Here is a 12305-nt window from a genome sequence, read left to right as displayed (position 1 = left end):
TCGATGACTGAGCAGCCTTGTGGCGACACCCGATGACACCATGTTCACGCCGGGGCGGAGGCGGAGACAGGTCAGGAAAGGCCCCACTCCTGCTTCACTCGCCCCTTGTTCGACCCGTCGGCCGGGGTGATCGTGATCTTCTGCCCGGAGCTGCTGCTGGCGGCCGTAAGCACCTTCTTCGCGGACACGTTCTTGATCCTGCTGCCGGCGAAGTCCCACTGCTGCGCCTTGGACTTGGTGTTGCAGCTCGTCTGCTCCACTTGAGTCTTCGTCTTGGCGGACCGCACATACAGGCACTTCTTCGAGTGCTTGTTCTTGATCACGAATATGCGCGACTGGTTGGGCTTGTTGTCATTGATCCACACCAGGTCCCACCGCTGCGTGGTCGCCTTCTTCGCGCACTTGCGCAGCTTCAGGTCCGCCTTGTTGGCCTTGGAGTTGTCCATAGACAGGCACATGCCGTACGTGCCGAACACCTTCTCCAGGCGCACATTGCCGTAGCCCTTCGGAACCTTGTCCTGCGCCCCGGCGCCCGCCGCCGACGCCGGCAGCGCGCCGCCCGCCAGCAGAGCGCCCGCCGCACCGGCGAGCACAAGCCCCTTCACCGCGTTCTTCATGAAGCCACCGCTTTCTCGAGATCACGTACTCGGTGACCAGGACCGTAGAGTCCTGGCTGGTGGCGGCGGTATTGACTGTTTGGGCACTGCCTCAAGGGACACTCACACCCACCCCGTACGATCCCGCCATGTCCCGCCGCACCCGAATCGCCGGTCTGACCATCGGCGCCCTCGCCCTCACCACCACCGCCGTGATCACCGTGCACATGCTGAGAGAACCCACCTTCAGCTTCGCCGCCGCCCCACTGGCCGACGATCCCGCCTGCACCCGGGTCGGCGAGCGGTACCCCAACCGACTGGCCGGGCTGGAGCGGTCGGACACCACGACGAAGGGCGCGGCGGTCTGGGGTGACGGAGCCGTCGTCGCGCGCTGTGGCTTCCCCCGGCTCAAGGCCACCGCGGACGCGTGTGCCGAGGTCAACGGGGTGGACTGGGCATGGCGTACGAGCACGGACGACGACGGACGGGAAGTGCTGGTCACCTACGGTCGTGAACCGTCCGTCGAGGTGCAGCTCACCGTCGGCGAGGCGGCCCCCGACTCCGTCCTCGTCGGCCTCTCCCCTGTCGTGAAATCCCTCAAGCAACGCAACGAGTGTCTTTCCCCCTCCGATGTGATGGCACCCCCGAGCCCGACGCACAGCACCCACTGAGGGAGTTGGAGTACCCGATGGCCACGACGAAGACACTCCGGCTGGCGGCCATGTGCGCGATCGCGGTCGCGGTCGCGCTGTCCGGCTGCTCGACCAGCGAACCGCTGGTACTCGATACGGACACGGCACAGTCGGGACGGTCCCAGCCGTTCAAGAGCGTTCCGGTGACCGAGCGCGCGGACGCTCCCGAATTCTCCGGCAGTACGGTCGACGACGATCCGGTCCACCTTTCCGACTACCGTGGCAAGGTCGTCGTCGTGAACGCCTGGGCCACCTGGTGCGGTCCGTGCCGGGCCGAGTCGCCCGCTCTGGAGCGCACGTATCGGAAGTTCAAAGACCAAGGCGTGCAGGTACTAGGGATCAGCACCGACGTCGAGCGACAGAACGCGCGGGCGTTCCAGCGGGAGTTCGCCCTCTCCTACCCGAGCCTGCACGACCCGCACGGCAGGCAGTTGTTGAAGCTGCCGCGCGGCATGGTGAACCCGCGACTCCTCCCCTTCACCCTGCTCGTCGATCGGGAAGGCAGGATCGCGGGGGCCGTCCAATCCCCATTGACCGAGAAGGAGTTGCAGGCCATTCTCACTCCGATACTGAAGGAGACCTCGGGGAAGACACATGAGTAGGGGTGGCTGCGGCTGGGGCGACCGAGAGTGGCAGGATGAGAGCGTACGAGCCGCTTCATGTACGGCGCAGGACGGCGACGCCCCACAACAAGGGACCCGAGTCATGGCAGCTGGAACCACCGACAGCCCGGCGACGCTCTACGGCCCGGTGTCTCTCGGTCTCGGGGTCATCGCGCTGATCACCGCGTTCTTCTTCGGTATTTTCGGCATTCTGGCCGGCGCCCTCGCCATCACCTTCGGCATCCTCGGCCTGACCAGCAAGGTCAGCCGGACCAAGAGCACCATCGGGCTGGTCACCGGCGCCTTCGGGTTCCTCTACCCGCTCTCCTTCTTCTTCGTCTTCACCGGCGGCTTCTGAAACATTCCCCCAGGCCCTCAGGGGGTGAGGACCGATGTCCCCATCAACGATGGTGACTTGGGCCCCGTACTCGCCGCTGCGACCGCTTGTGATCTGAACTCCCTGCAATCGTCGGCGAGTTCGCGGAGGTGCTTCATCCGCGGGTCGACGGCGGGCTTCTCGTACGCATTGCCCCGGTGGCGCGATGGGACACCGCACTAGTTGTCATCGAATCCGGTGGTCTCGGCCTACGGCCGCACCGTGCGGGCCCGCCCACCAGTGCCTTGCCCTTTCGGGCACTGCCCAAGAGGGCGCTGCCCCAGGAGTCACTTACACCCCTCCCCCCTCCTCCCTAGGGTCTTTGGCAGGCGCCTGACAAGAAGCTATCCGCTCCCATCAGGTCGCCTGGCATTGACGGGGACGAAGGGACAAACATGCAACTCTCTCGATTCGCGAAGGTGACAGCGCTGTCCGTGGCTCCGCTCACGCTGGTCGCGGGTGGTTTCCAGGCGTCGGCTCTCGCGGACCAGTCCGCTCAGGACGCACGGCCCGCCGCCGCGGCGTTCTCTGTGTCCGCGCTGTCCGCCAGGTCCGACGGCGGGCTGAAGGACGTCTCCGGCTTCAGCTCGAACAGCACCCAGGGCAAGACCCTGAGGGCGGAAGACTTCGGCGTCATGCGGGCGGCCTCAGGGGAGGCCGCTGTCGTCGACAGCTCCATGGCACGCCAGGGCGTCACCACGGCTGCCGGCAAGGGTTTTGTCGAGCTGTCCTGGAAGGGTTACACGAAGGACGCCCGGTACGTCGTCACCCGAGACGGCAAGAGCATCGCCACCCTGGGCGCGGGCGTGACCTCCTTCCGCGACACCAGCGTAAAGGCGGGCGCCGACTACGCCTACCAGGTCATTCCTCTGCTGCCGAAAGGCGGCAACCCGAACTCCAGGCTCTACGGCATGAGGGTGGCCGTCCCCCACTCCGGCTCGCTCACGGGGCTGCGCGAGTCGGCGGTCGAGCGGGCGTCCACCGCGGCCGTGGCCAAGACGTCCACGCTGAGCTGGGTCGGCTTCATCCCGCAAAAGTACGTCGACGCTCCCTTCGCCGGCTGTGACTACGGCAAGAGCTTCAAGTTCGGTGGTGACAACCACAAGGACTTCAACTGGAAGTCGAACAAGTACCGCTTCGCGCTCCACGCCACCATCACCTGGAAGACCAAGAAGGTGGTGAGTAACAAGCACATCAACCCCACCACCGTCTACGTGAAGAAGACGAACAAGTACGTGGGCTCGAAGACCGCCACCGCCAAGAACACGTACGCGAAGAAGCTGGCGTCGAGCGGCAACACCGTGGGCATCCGGATGGTTGTCCACGCCACCAACCCGTACTGCAAGGGCCTGGGCGGGTTGAAGGGCGCGGCCTCCGGTGCCTTCACCATCAATATGTCCAAGAGTGGTAACTATGAGATCCGCTCCGGCACGCACCGCCAGTACCCGAACAACTACATCTACATCTACGACGGCGGTAAGGTCACCAATGTCCACAAGAAGAAGCACGGCAGCACCAAGTGCCTCGTCGGCTCGGTCTTGTGCCCCCAGGTGGACATGACCGGCCTCTACGGCAAGTTCTGACCTGACCTTCGGGCTTTCCTTCCTCACACCGATGCTGGAGGAAGGAAAGCAGGAGCATCACCGACTACAGCGAGCCGCCGGGCCTCGGAGGAGTCCCCTTAGGCGGAGGACTCCTCGTCCGCGGACGGCTCGTCGGGGGCGCCCTCCTCGGCGGGACTCCCCTCGGACGGCGTCTTCTTCTCCCCCTTCTCGGCCTCCTTCGTCTCCTTCGCCTTCTTGGCCTTCTTCTCTCGCTGCTCCTTCCTCTCCTTCTGTTCCTTCTTCAGGAGGTCCTGGAGGCGTTGGACGCCGGCCTGGGCGGCGTCGCGGGTGGCGGTGTCGTCGATGCCGTAGAGGCCGCCGTGGGTGAGAAGGGCGGCGGTGTCGCCGACGCGGACGGTGGCGAGGTCGAGGGTGAGGGCGCTGTCCTCGCCCTCCACGGCACCGCTGACGACCAGCCGCAGCCCCTGCCGGGCGTCGCCCAGGCCGCCGGGGAGTTCGACGGGGGTGACCTCGGCGCCGTACTCCTGCCCCTGGGCACCGGTGATGGTGAACTCACCGCACTTGTCGACGAGTTGACGGAGCCGGCCGAGGCGGGCGTCGACGTCGGCCTTGTCGTACGCGCCGACCTGGTACCGCAGTTGGGCGCCGTACTCGTAGTCGTCGAAGCCCGTGACGGCCGTACCGCCCTTGGGTTCGCCGAGGATGTCCTCGGCGTAGACCGCGTCGAGGAGTGCCTGGCACTCGGGGCGGTCGGTGCGGCCCTTGAGGAGACCGTCGCGCCAGGTCGCCGCGCCCTGGGTGCCGGCCCAGGCGTCGCCGAGGTCGTCCTGGCGCAGCAGGGCGCTTCTGGCCCGGGCGTCGGTGAGGGCGGGGACCGTCGAGGCGGAGGGCGAGGCGGGGGCCATGGTCTCGTCGACGGAGGCGGCCTCGGGGAAACCACGCGGGTGCCCCGGGTCGTCCACGGCGCAGGCCGCCGCCCCCGCGAGCATCCCGAGGGCCACGGCCCGGGCGAGAACACGGTACGGACGACGCATGGCGGAGCCTCCCGAGAGCACGACGTTTCCGCTCCTACGCCAACACCCCTCGGGCCCGTCCACCAGCGCACGAGGGCGTACGGGTGAGCGGCTCCCCCGGACGGCTCTCCCCGGACGGCTCTCCTCACAGCACCGCGGCGCGGGGGTTCGGTTCAGGGCAGGGGGGTGGGGAGGAAGGACTCGTCGGCCGTCGTGGGTGTGGGGAGGGTCGAGTCCGGGGCCGGGGTCGGTGCCGTGCCCCGGATCTCCACGAGCGCGCCCGTCGTCAGCCGGTCGTACAGCCACCGCGCGTCGTCGGTGCGCAGGCCGATCCAGCCTGAGGTGGTGTCGAGGTTGCCGGGAGCCTTGTCGTTGTAGGTGAGGGCGGCGATCCAGATGCCGCTCCCGGCCGGGCTCCGCGTCGGATCCCCGGTCGCCTTCTCGCTCGTGCCGGTCCCGTCGGTCGCCTCGGTCCCGTCGGTCGCCTCGGTCGTGCCGCGCGGACCGCCCGTACTGCCGCTGCCGTCGGCGGTAGGAGTCGCACCGTCCGCACCGTCCGCACCGTCCGCACCGGGTTCGGCGCTCGCCTCGACCGGGGCCAGTTCCAGGACCCACGGGAGCTTCATCTCGTACTCGTCGGGGAAGCGGACCGTCGCGGCGGAGACGACCATGACGCTGTGCTTGGCGGTGACGGTCATCAGGCCGGTCGGGGTCGGCGTCCTGGCCGTGCCACTGGAAAGTGGCAGTTCGCGGCCGTCGACGGTGAGGACGCGGCGGGAGAGGTCCACGGTGACGTCGGGCGCCGCCGTAGCGCTGGGCAGGGAGGTCGCGGTCGTGGACGGGCCCCGCTCGGTGCCGTGGGAGGCGACGTTCAGCGTGAGGACGGCGGCCAGGCCCGCCGCCGCGCAGCCGCCCGCGAGGGCGGCGGTCGTCCGGCGCCGCCGCCGACGGCGTCCGGCGGTGGCGCGGACGTCGGCGCCGGACCCGGGCGGAGAAGCCTCGGCGGTCTCGGCCAACTCGCGCAGCCGGACGGTGAGTTCATCGGACACGACCGTCCTCCTTCGCACCCTCGGCGGGGGCCAGTTCGCGCGCCAGTGCCGCCCGGCCGCGGGACAGCCGGGCCTTGACCGTGCCCACGGGGGCACCGGTCTCGGAGGCTACCTGCTCGACACTCAAGTCGCACAGATGGTGCAGAACCACCGCCATCCGCTGGGCCTCCGGAATCCTGCGCAACGCCTCGACCAGCACCGCGCGCTCGGGATCGGGTCCCGGCGCGTGTTCCGGGGGCGGAGTGCGGCGCACCAGCTCCAGCCAGCGGCGCGCCCGGCGCCACCGGCTCACCGCGAGCCGCATCGCCACGGTCCTGATCCACGCCTCGGGCGCCCCCTCCGCGAGGAAGTCCCGCCGCCGGTCCCAGGCCCGCACGAAGGCTTCCTGCACCACGTCCTGCGCCTCGCCGTGGTCCCCGGTGAAGGCGTAGAGCTGGCCGGTCAGCCGGGGGAACGCGGTGGCGTAGAACGCGTCGAACTCTGCCTCGGTCATGCCCCCGCCGTTGTCCGAAGTTCCCTGCGTCGCCATGCAACCCGGTCGCCCCCGTCGTGCGTACAGGTCCCGTACGTACGCCCGCACATCGAAACACATCGCGAATCACATCATCGCGAAACACATCTGGGGGAGACCATGACCACGAGGAGCAGGGCCGCGAGAAGCAGGGGCACGGGAACGCGGCGGCGCCGACGTCTCGTCCACGTGATCGCCGCGACGGCCGCGTGCGCGGTCGCGTTCGCGCTCACGGGCTGCGCGGGGAGCGGCGAGGGCGTGCGGGTCGAGGGGCCGAGTGGGATCCCGAGGGCCCATTCCCAGGCGGACCAGGGGGCGGACGCCGGGGACGGGGACGGAACCGGGGACGGAACCGGCGCCGAGGCCGTGAACGTGAAGCCCGGCCCGCCGCCGCCCAAGGCCTTCGAGGGCGCGCGCGTGAACATCGCCGACGGGCAGACCGTGGGCGTCGGCATGCCGATATCCGTCACCTTCGACCGCCCGGTCCCGGAGGCCGAACGCGCCGAGGTGGAACGGCGGTTGAAGGTCGAGACGGACACCGGCACGGAGGGCTCCTGGAGCTGGGTCAAGGACCGGAACCTCGCCGACGGCCAGCGCGTCGACTTCCGTCCCCGCACCTACTGGAAGCCCGGTACGAAGGTCACCGTCGAGGTCGGGGCGGACCTCACCCGGCACTTCACCATCGGCCGCTCGCTGATCGCCACGGTCGACGTACGGCAGCACACCATGACCGTCGAGAAGGACGGCTCGACCCAGCGCATCCCGGTCACCACGGGCGCGCCCGGCATGGAGACCTGGAACGGCACGATGGTCGTCTCCGACAAGCAGCCCAAGGTCTTCATGGACTCCCGCTCGGTCGGCTACGGCGACTCGTACGCCGACTGGTACTCCTACGCCGTCCACCTCACCGCCTCCGGCACCTACCTCCACGAGAACCCGAAGGCCAACACGTACGCGGGCCGACAGAACGTCACCCACGGGTGCGTGGGCCTCGCGGACGACGGCACGGCGAAACGGTTCTACGACCAGGTCATCCCGGGCGACGTGGTGAAGGTGACCGGCTCGAAGGAGACCGTGGCCGTCGGCAACGGGTACGGCGACTGGAACCTGAGCTGGGAACGGTGGGTGGCGGGCAGCGCACTGCGCTGAGAGCGCGGCGAAAAAAAACGTACGCCGGTGTCATCCGTCCCGTACGTCTTGTGAGTTTGCAGAGGTGTCAGAAGCCGTTGTCTTTCCGAGAGTGACGGGCGTGTTTCTGCTGGTCAGGTGTAGGGGTGGTGTTTCGGCGGGAGGGACGGGTTGTTGTGTCGTCTCTTCGGTGGAGGTGCCGGGATGCCGTCGGTGATGGGGTTGCTGGAGGAGCGTGAACGCGTCGCTCGGCAGCGGGTGGATGCTCTCCAGGCCGAGCTGCGGGAAGCGGAGGCGGTGTGGGAGCGGTTCGTGATTGCCCGTGAGACGGTGGGTGAGGTTCTGGCGGAGCCTCGCGGAGGCGAGGACGTGGCGCCGGTCGTGGTGGCCGGCGAACGGCCGGTGCAGGTCAGGCAGGCGGTGCCCGGCTCAGTGGTGCCTCACTGGGAGGAAGGGCTCGCCCCGGCGGTTCTCGCGCCGGACTACCAGCGGATCATGGACGTGCTGGCCGGCGGGAACGGGATGCGCGGGGAGGCGATGGACTGTCGTCAACTCGCGGCAGGCCTCGGGCTGGAGCCGGTCCCGGCGAAGGTGGAAGGGGTGCGGTCGAAAGCCAAGCGGCTGGCCGCGCGGGGCTGGCTGGCTGAGGAACGTCCGGGGCTGTTCAGCGTGCCCGTCGGGCGAGGCGGCGGCTCATGACTGTGCTCATCGCCCACTTGATCACTGCCTCCGAGGTGTCGGTGCGCGTCTCGTAGTCGCGGGCCAGCCGGCGTGAGTGCATCAGCCACGCGAACGTGCGCTCCACCAGCCACCTCTTCGGCAGCACGATGAAACCGCTGGTGTCGTCGCTGCGTCTGACCACGGTCAGCGCGATCCGCCAGGCGTCGCGGGCGAGGTCGACCAGGCGCCCGGTGTAGCCGCCGTCGGCCCACACCCGCGTGATGCGCCAGTGCCGTTCACGCAGCCGGGCCAGGAGTGTCTGCCCCGCGTCCCGGTCGGTGACCGAGGCCGCGGTCACCGTCACGGCCAACAGCAGTCCGAGGGTGTCCACCACGATGTGCCGCTTGCGGCCGTTGACCTTCTTCCCGCCGTCGAAGCCCCTGGTCGCGCCCGGCACCGACGCGGCTGCCCTCACCGACTGCGCATCGATGACGCCGGCCGTCGGCTCCGGGTCCCGGCCCTCAGCCCGGCGGACCCGGTCGCGCAGCCGGTCGTGGAACTCGGCGGTCAGGCCCTTGTCCCGCCAGCGCCGGAAGAAGGCGTAGACGCGGTCCCACGCGGGAAAGTCCGCAGGCATCGCCCGCCAGGTGATACCGCCCGCGACCAGATAGCGCACCGCGTCGACCATCTGCCGGTGGCAATAGCTCTCCGGTTGCCCGCCACGGCCCTCCAGCCAGCCGGGAACCGGCATCGCCTCACGTACGACGGCCCACTCCGCGTCGCTCATGTCGGACGGATACTTCGGTCGCCTGTACGGCCGGTCCCTGGCGTTCCCGAACCGGTGTGCGAGGCAATCACACTCCAGGGAAGCTTGGTTGGACGCCATCGACGCCGGCACGGAAGACTGCAGCACCAGGGGCCTCCTGTTGCTCGGTTGGATTCGACACCCACGAGCTGTGCGGGAGGCCCCGCTTTCATGCCCGGTTGGCCACGAGATCACCCGACCGAGTCGACAACCTCGAACTCACGCCCACCAAGATCGATAGAGCAACAGCTTCTCAGACCAACACACCAATGGGGGTTGTCCGTTCATGACCATGACGCGGATGCACAAGTACGTCGCCGTCGCAGCGCTGACCACGGTGCTGGCGGGGGTGCCGTCGATGTCGTACGCCGTCTCGCGGGGGGAGACGGCGCACGGCACCGACACGGCGGCGGTGGCGGCGGCCAGGAAGGCGCCGACGCCGCGCATCGTCGCACCCGGGGAGCACGTCGTCGCCGCGCCCGGCTTCGAGCTGTGGCTGACGGCGGAGGGCAAGCACTGGACGGACCCGGACATGCCCGACGACCCGCAGTTCCGCAGCGTCGTCGACGGCAACATCGACCCGACCCGGCCCGGGGTGTCCCTCCAGGGCAGCGGCTTCGAGGGGCGCTACTACCTCTCCGGCCTCTACTACGGCGGCAAGGGCACGGCCTCCCGTGTCGAGGTCGCGACCAGCACGGGCAAGGTCCGCGGCAAGCTGATCGAGCTGGCCGGGAAGCCGGGCTGGGGTGTCTGGTACGCCATCGCCGACCTGCCGTCGGGCGACAACGGGGAGGACTTCCTCCGCGAGGTCACCGTCTACGACACCAGGGGCCGCGTCTACTCCCAGCTGCCGCTGAGCTGAGCTGAGCTGACCTGAGCCGACCCGCTCCGTACCGCTCTGTCGGCCGGAGCGGTCGGCGGCTCGAAGTGACCGTGCGGGCGGAGGACCTGACCACTCCCCGCCCGCACGGGCACGCTCCCCCACTCCCGACCCCGAGGACCGTCGTCCGTGCCGCACGAGAAACCCGGACCGCCCGAGCAGCCCGAGCAGCCCGGACCGCACGAGCAGCCCGGACCGCCCGAGGGCGGCGACTTCGCCGCGTACGCCACCGTGGCCTGGCCCCGCCTGGTGCGTACCGCGCACATGCTGACCGGTGACTTCCACGAGGCCGAGGATCTCGTGCAGACCACCCTGGCGAAGGTGTACGCCCGCTGGCGGCGCATCCCGCGCGACGACGTCGACTTCTACGTACGGCGCTCGCTGGTCAACAACAACATCAGCCGCGTCCGCAAGAGACGCGTGGCCCATCTGCTGACGCCGTTCCTGCCGGAACGGGTGCACGAGCGGCACGCCGGGCACGCCGACTCGATCGCCCAACAGGCCGCCGTCACCCAGGCGTTGGCCGGACTGTCGGCCCGCCAGCGGTCCGTGCTGGTGCTCCGCTTCTGGGAGGACCTCAGCGAGAACGAGATCGCCCAGTTGCTCGGCTGCTCGCTCGGCACGGTCAAGACCCATGTACGGCGCGGCCTGCAGGCCCTGCGCACCCACCCGGTGTTCGCCGCCTCCCGTACGGACGGCGGCCACGGCTCCACCGCCTCCGCTCCCTCTCCCCCGTTCGCCCAGGCGCCCCCCTCGCCCGTCCCCGGAGCCCGCCCATGAACCACCCGACCTCCGGGACCGGCCCGACCGGAACCGGCACAGACACAGGAACAGGCGCGGGCGCGGGCGTCGGCGTGGACGCGGGCGCGGAAACGGGCGTGGGCTCGGGTGCCGACTCGGGCGCGGCGGGCTCGGGCGTGGGTGGCGCGTACGCCGCCGACACCGGGCAGTTGCTGCGGGAGGCGTTCGCCGAGGCCGCGTACGACGTCACGCCGCCGCCGGTACCGCTGGAGGCGATCGAGCGGGACGGCCGCAAGCGCCGACGGCGGCGCCGGGCCGCCGCACTGAGCACCGGCTGCGGGCTGCTGCTCATCCCGCTCGTCGTGCTGGCCCTCCGCCCCGACGGCCCCTCCTCCACGGTCCGGCCGATGGCCCCGCCGAGCCCGAACCCGAGCGCCGGCGCCTCGCCCTCACCGACGCCGACCCCGACGCCCGCCCGGACCTCCGAGACCTCCGCGCCACTCGCCGGGCAGGTACGGGTCGTCGCGCCCGAGGAACGGGTCACCACCGAGCAGGGCACGGAGCTGTGGCTGACCGCGGACGGCAAGCACTGGCGGGACCCGGAGCCGGAGCCCGGCGTGACCGGGCCGGACCAGTTCCGCAGCCTGGTGGACGGCAACCTCGACACCAGCGAACCGGGCATCTCCCTGCAGGGCTCGGGCTCGGCCACCGGCGGCTACACGGTCCACGGCCTCTTCTACGGCGTCCGGTCCGCGGCCGCCGGCGTCAGGATCACCACCTACGACGGCACGGTCCTCGACGGCACGGTCCTGCGCCTGAAGGGCACCACCAACTGGGGCGTCTACTACGGCCATGTGCGGGTCCCGGAGGACCTCGCGCGCTCCCTCGACTTCCAGGACCCCGTGCACGAGGTGATGGTCTACGGCACCGACGGCGAGGTGCTCGCGGAGAACTACTTCGGCCCCTGACGCTCCGCGGTCTCACCGCTTCTCGTACGGGTTCTCCGGCTCGGCCACCCGCCGCACCGACCCGGCGTCCAGGACGGGCGGCCAGGCCTTCTCCGAGCCCGGCTCGCCCGTGGGGTGCCAGATGCCGGTGACGGTGACCCAGGTGTCGGTGGTCGGGGCGTCGGCGTCCCGGATCTCGACCTTGTACGGGCCGGCGTCGGCGGCGCGGCAGGAGACGAGGAGGCGGGTGAGGTACCAGGCGCCGTCGCCCCCTGGGTGACGAAGCCGGTCGTCCGGACCGTACGGCCCTTCAGCGACCGCCCGCTGTCGTGGACCGCCCGGGACGAGAACTCACCGAGGGTCAGCTCGACCGGGTCCGCCTTCGGCAGCGCGGGGAACGTCCCGACGCCGCGCGCCGCGTACTCGGCGGCCTCCCGGTCCGCACGACCACCGGGCCGAGGACGGAGGCGACGGTCGCGACGGCGACGAGCGCGAGACCGCCGAACACGGCGCAGAGCAGCACGCGCACGACAAGCCGCACGGCGACGAGAACGCCCCCGCGCTGCCCGGCACTCCGCCGCTCCCCGACGGCCGGTCGCTCGCCGACGCCCGGCCGCTTCCCGACACCCGCCCGCTCCCCGACGCCCGGTCGTTCTCCGGGCCTCGGCCGTGTCCCGGCGGTGTTCTGTCTCTCGGCGCTCCCCTGTTCTTCCTCTTCCTCGGTCTCCACATGAGGAAGC

At 70.1% G+C, this 12305-nt stretch carries 16 protein-coding genes; 9 read left to right on the top strand and 7 right to left on the bottom strand.

Translation table 11 applies throughout. The features are described from left to right. Nucleotides 1-71 precede the first annotated feature (71 nt). A complete protein-coding gene (locus OG202_RS25525; RefSeq protein WP_326580335.1) occupies nt 72-617 on the bottom strand; it encodes an RICIN domain-containing protein in 546 nt (181 codons plus the stop codon). A gap of 128 nt (nt 618-745) precedes the next feature. On the opposite strand from OG202_RS25525, the gene OG202_RS25520 reads away from it, so the two are divergent. The 4 genes from OG202_RS25520 to OG202_RS25505 all read left to right on the top strand — a co-directional run bounded on the left by OG202_RS25520 (nt 746) and on the right by OG202_RS25505 (nt 3849). Continuing rightward, entirely contained in the window at nt 746-1267 is a 522-nt protein-coding gene (locus OG202_RS25520; protein ID WP_327728692.1) for a DUF3515 family protein, read from the top strand. 17 nt (nt 1268-1284) lie between these two features. Beyond that, entirely contained in the window at nt 1285-1890 is a 606-nt protein-coding gene (locus OG202_RS25515; RefSeq protein WP_327728693.1) for a TlpA family protein disulfide reductase, read from the top strand. A gap of 103 nt (nt 1891-1993) precedes the next feature. Next, nucleotides 1994-2248, top strand: coding sequence for a hypothetical protein (locus OG202_RS25510; RefSeq protein ID WP_326580341.1), 255 nt, complete (start codon nt 1994-1996; stop codon nt 2246-2248). 413 nt (nt 2249-2661) lie between these two features. Further along, on the top strand, nt 2662-3849 hold the full coding sequence (locus OG202_RS25505) for a hypothetical protein (protein WP_327728694.1): 1188 nt from the start codon (nt 2662-2664) through the stop codon (nt 3847-3849). Nucleotides 3850-3947: 98 nt separating this feature from the next. Here OG202_RS25505 and OG202_RS25500 read toward each other — a convergent pair whose 3' ends face one another. From OG202_RS25500 to OG202_RS25490, 3 genes are all read right to left on the bottom strand, one after another. Continuing rightward, nucleotides 3948-4865, bottom strand: coding sequence for a hypothetical protein (locus OG202_RS25500; protein ID WP_327728695.1), 918 nt, complete (start codon nt 4863-4865; stop codon nt 3948-3950). A 152-nt stretch (nt 4866-5017) separates the two neighbouring features. Beyond that, the gene (locus OG202_RS25495; protein WP_327728696.1) at nt 5018-5893 is read right to left on the bottom strand and encodes a L,D-transpeptidase; all 876 of its coding nucleotides are present in this window, start codon (nt 5891-5893) and stop codon (nt 5018-5020) included. Further along, a complete protein-coding gene (locus OG202_RS25490; protein ID WP_326580349.1) occupies nt 5883-6386 on the bottom strand; it encodes a SigE family RNA polymerase sigma factor in 504 nt (167 codons plus the stop codon). Before OG202_RS25490 ends, OG202_RS25495 begins: the two co-directional genes overlap by 11 nt. A gap of 138 nt (nt 6387-6524) precedes the next feature. Between OG202_RS25490 and OG202_RS25485 the strand changes: the two genes are divergently transcribed. Both OG202_RS25485 and OG202_RS25480 read left to right on the top strand, forming a co-directional pair. Next, on the top strand, nt 6525-7553 hold the full coding sequence (locus tag OG202_RS25485; protein ID WP_327728697.1) for a L,D-transpeptidase: 1029 nt from the start codon (nt 6525-6527) through the stop codon (nt 7551-7553). A gap of 183 nt (nt 7554-7736) precedes the next feature. Further along, nucleotides 7737-8231: a hypothetical protein gene (locus tag OG202_RS25480; protein ID WP_179201440.1), complete on the top strand. Its 495-nt coding sequence runs from the start codon at nt 7737-7739 to the stop codon at nt 8229-8231. Here the strand turns inward: OG202_RS25480 and OG202_RS25475 are convergent. Further along, nucleotides 8197-8979: an IS5 family transposase gene (locus tag OG202_RS25475; protein WP_086753550.1), complete on the bottom strand. Its 783-nt coding sequence runs from the start codon at nt 8977-8979 to the stop codon at nt 8197-8199. The genes OG202_RS25480 and OG202_RS25475 overlap by 35 nt on opposite strands. Nucleotides 8980-9283: 304 nt before the next feature. Here OG202_RS25475 and OG202_RS25470 point away from each other — a divergent pair, with 304 nt between their 5' ends. From OG202_RS25470 to OG202_RS25460, 3 genes are all read left to right on the top strand, one after another. After that, a complete protein-coding gene (locus tag OG202_RS25470; RefSeq protein WP_327728698.1) occupies nt 9284-9859 on the top strand; it encodes a hypothetical protein in 576 nt (191 codons plus the stop codon). Nucleotides 9860-10108: 249 nt separating this feature from the next. Next, nucleotides 10109-10657: a SigE family RNA polymerase sigma factor gene (locus OG202_RS25465; RefSeq protein ID WP_327732172.1), complete on the top strand. Its 549-nt coding sequence runs from the start codon at nt 10109-10111 to the stop codon at nt 10655-10657. Beyond that, nucleotides 10654-11586 (top strand): hypothetical protein, encoded by a 933-nt coding sequence (locus OG202_RS25460; RefSeq protein ID WP_328223628.1) that lies wholly within the window; start codon nt 10654-10656, stop codon nt 11584-11586. Before OG202_RS25465 ends, OG202_RS25460 begins: the two co-directional genes overlap by 4 nt. A gap of 12 nt (nt 11587-11598) precedes the next feature. Here OG202_RS25460 and OG202_RS25455 read toward each other — a convergent pair whose 3' ends face one another. Both OG202_RS25455 and OG202_RS25450 read right to left on the bottom strand, forming a co-directional pair. Next, nucleotides 11599-11760: a hypothetical protein gene (locus tag OG202_RS25455; protein WP_327732173.1), complete on the bottom strand. Its 162-nt coding sequence runs from the start codon at nt 11758-11760 to the stop codon at nt 11599-11601. 166 nt (nt 11761-11926) lie between these two features. Next, nucleotides 11927-12295 carry a hypothetical protein gene (locus tag OG202_RS25450; protein ID WP_328223627.1) on the bottom strand — a complete coding sequence of 123 codons (369 nt, stop codon included), beginning with the start codon at nt 12293-12295 and terminating at the stop codon, nt 11927-11929. Nucleotides 12296-12305: the final 10 nt, after the last annotated feature.

The sequence above is a fragment of the Streptomyces sp. NBC_00310 genome (assembly GCF_036208085.1).
Lineage (GTDB): Bacteria > Actinomycetota > Actinomycetes > Streptomycetales > Streptomycetaceae > Streptomyces.
This window is presented reverse-complemented; position numbering and strand designations above follow the sequence as displayed.

What these genes read in the sequence shown, in the direction of transcription:
- OG202_RS25520 (WP_327728692.1), top strand. Translation starts at nt 746, where the DNA reads ATGTCCCGCCGCACCCGAATCGCCGGTCTGACCATCGGCGCCCTCGCC.
- OG202_RS25515 (WP_327728693.1), top strand. Translation starts at nt 1,285, where the DNA reads ATGGCCACGACGAAGACACTCCGGCTGGCGGCCATGTGCGCGATCGCG.
- OG202_RS25525 (WP_326580335.1), bottom strand. Translation starts at nt 617, where the DNA reads ATGAAGAACGCGGTGAAGGGGCTTGTGCTCGCCGGTGCGGCGGGCGCT.
- OG202_RS25485 (WP_327728697.1), top strand. Translation starts at nt 6,525, where the DNA reads ATGACCACGAGGAGCAGGGCCGCGAGAAGCAGGGGCACGGGAACGCGG.
- OG202_RS25470 (WP_327728698.1), top strand. Translation starts at nt 9,284, where the DNA reads ATGACCATGACGCGGATGCACAAGTACGTCGCCGTCGCAGCGCTGACC.
- OG202_RS25475 (WP_086753550.1), bottom strand. Translation starts at nt 8,979, where the DNA reads ATGAGCGACGCGGAGTGGGCCGTCGTACGTGAGGCGATGCCGGTTCCC.
- OG202_RS25480 (WP_179201440.1), top strand. Translation starts at nt 7,737, where the DNA reads ATGCCGTCGGTGATGGGGTTGCTGGAGGAGCGTGAACGCGTCGCTCGG.
- OG202_RS25460 (WP_328223628.1), top strand. Translation starts at nt 10,654, where the DNA reads ATGAACCACCCGACCTCCGGGACCGGCCCGACCGGAACCGGCACAGAC.
- OG202_RS25505 (WP_327728694.1), top strand. Translation starts at nt 2,662, where the DNA reads ATGCAACTCTCTCGATTCGCGAAGGTGACAGCGCTGTCCGTGGCTCCG.
- OG202_RS25510 (WP_326580341.1), top strand. Translation starts at nt 1,994, where the DNA reads ATGGCAGCTGGAACCACCGACAGCCCGGCGACGCTCTACGGCCCGGTG.
- OG202_RS25500 (WP_327728695.1), bottom strand. Translation starts at nt 4,865, where the DNA reads ATGCGTCGTCCGTACCGTGTTCTCGCCCGGGCCGTGGCCCTCGGGATG.
- OG202_RS25490 (WP_326580349.1), bottom strand. Translation starts at nt 6,386, where the DNA reads ATGACCGAGGCAGAGTTCGACGCGTTCTACGCCACCGCGTTCCCCCGG.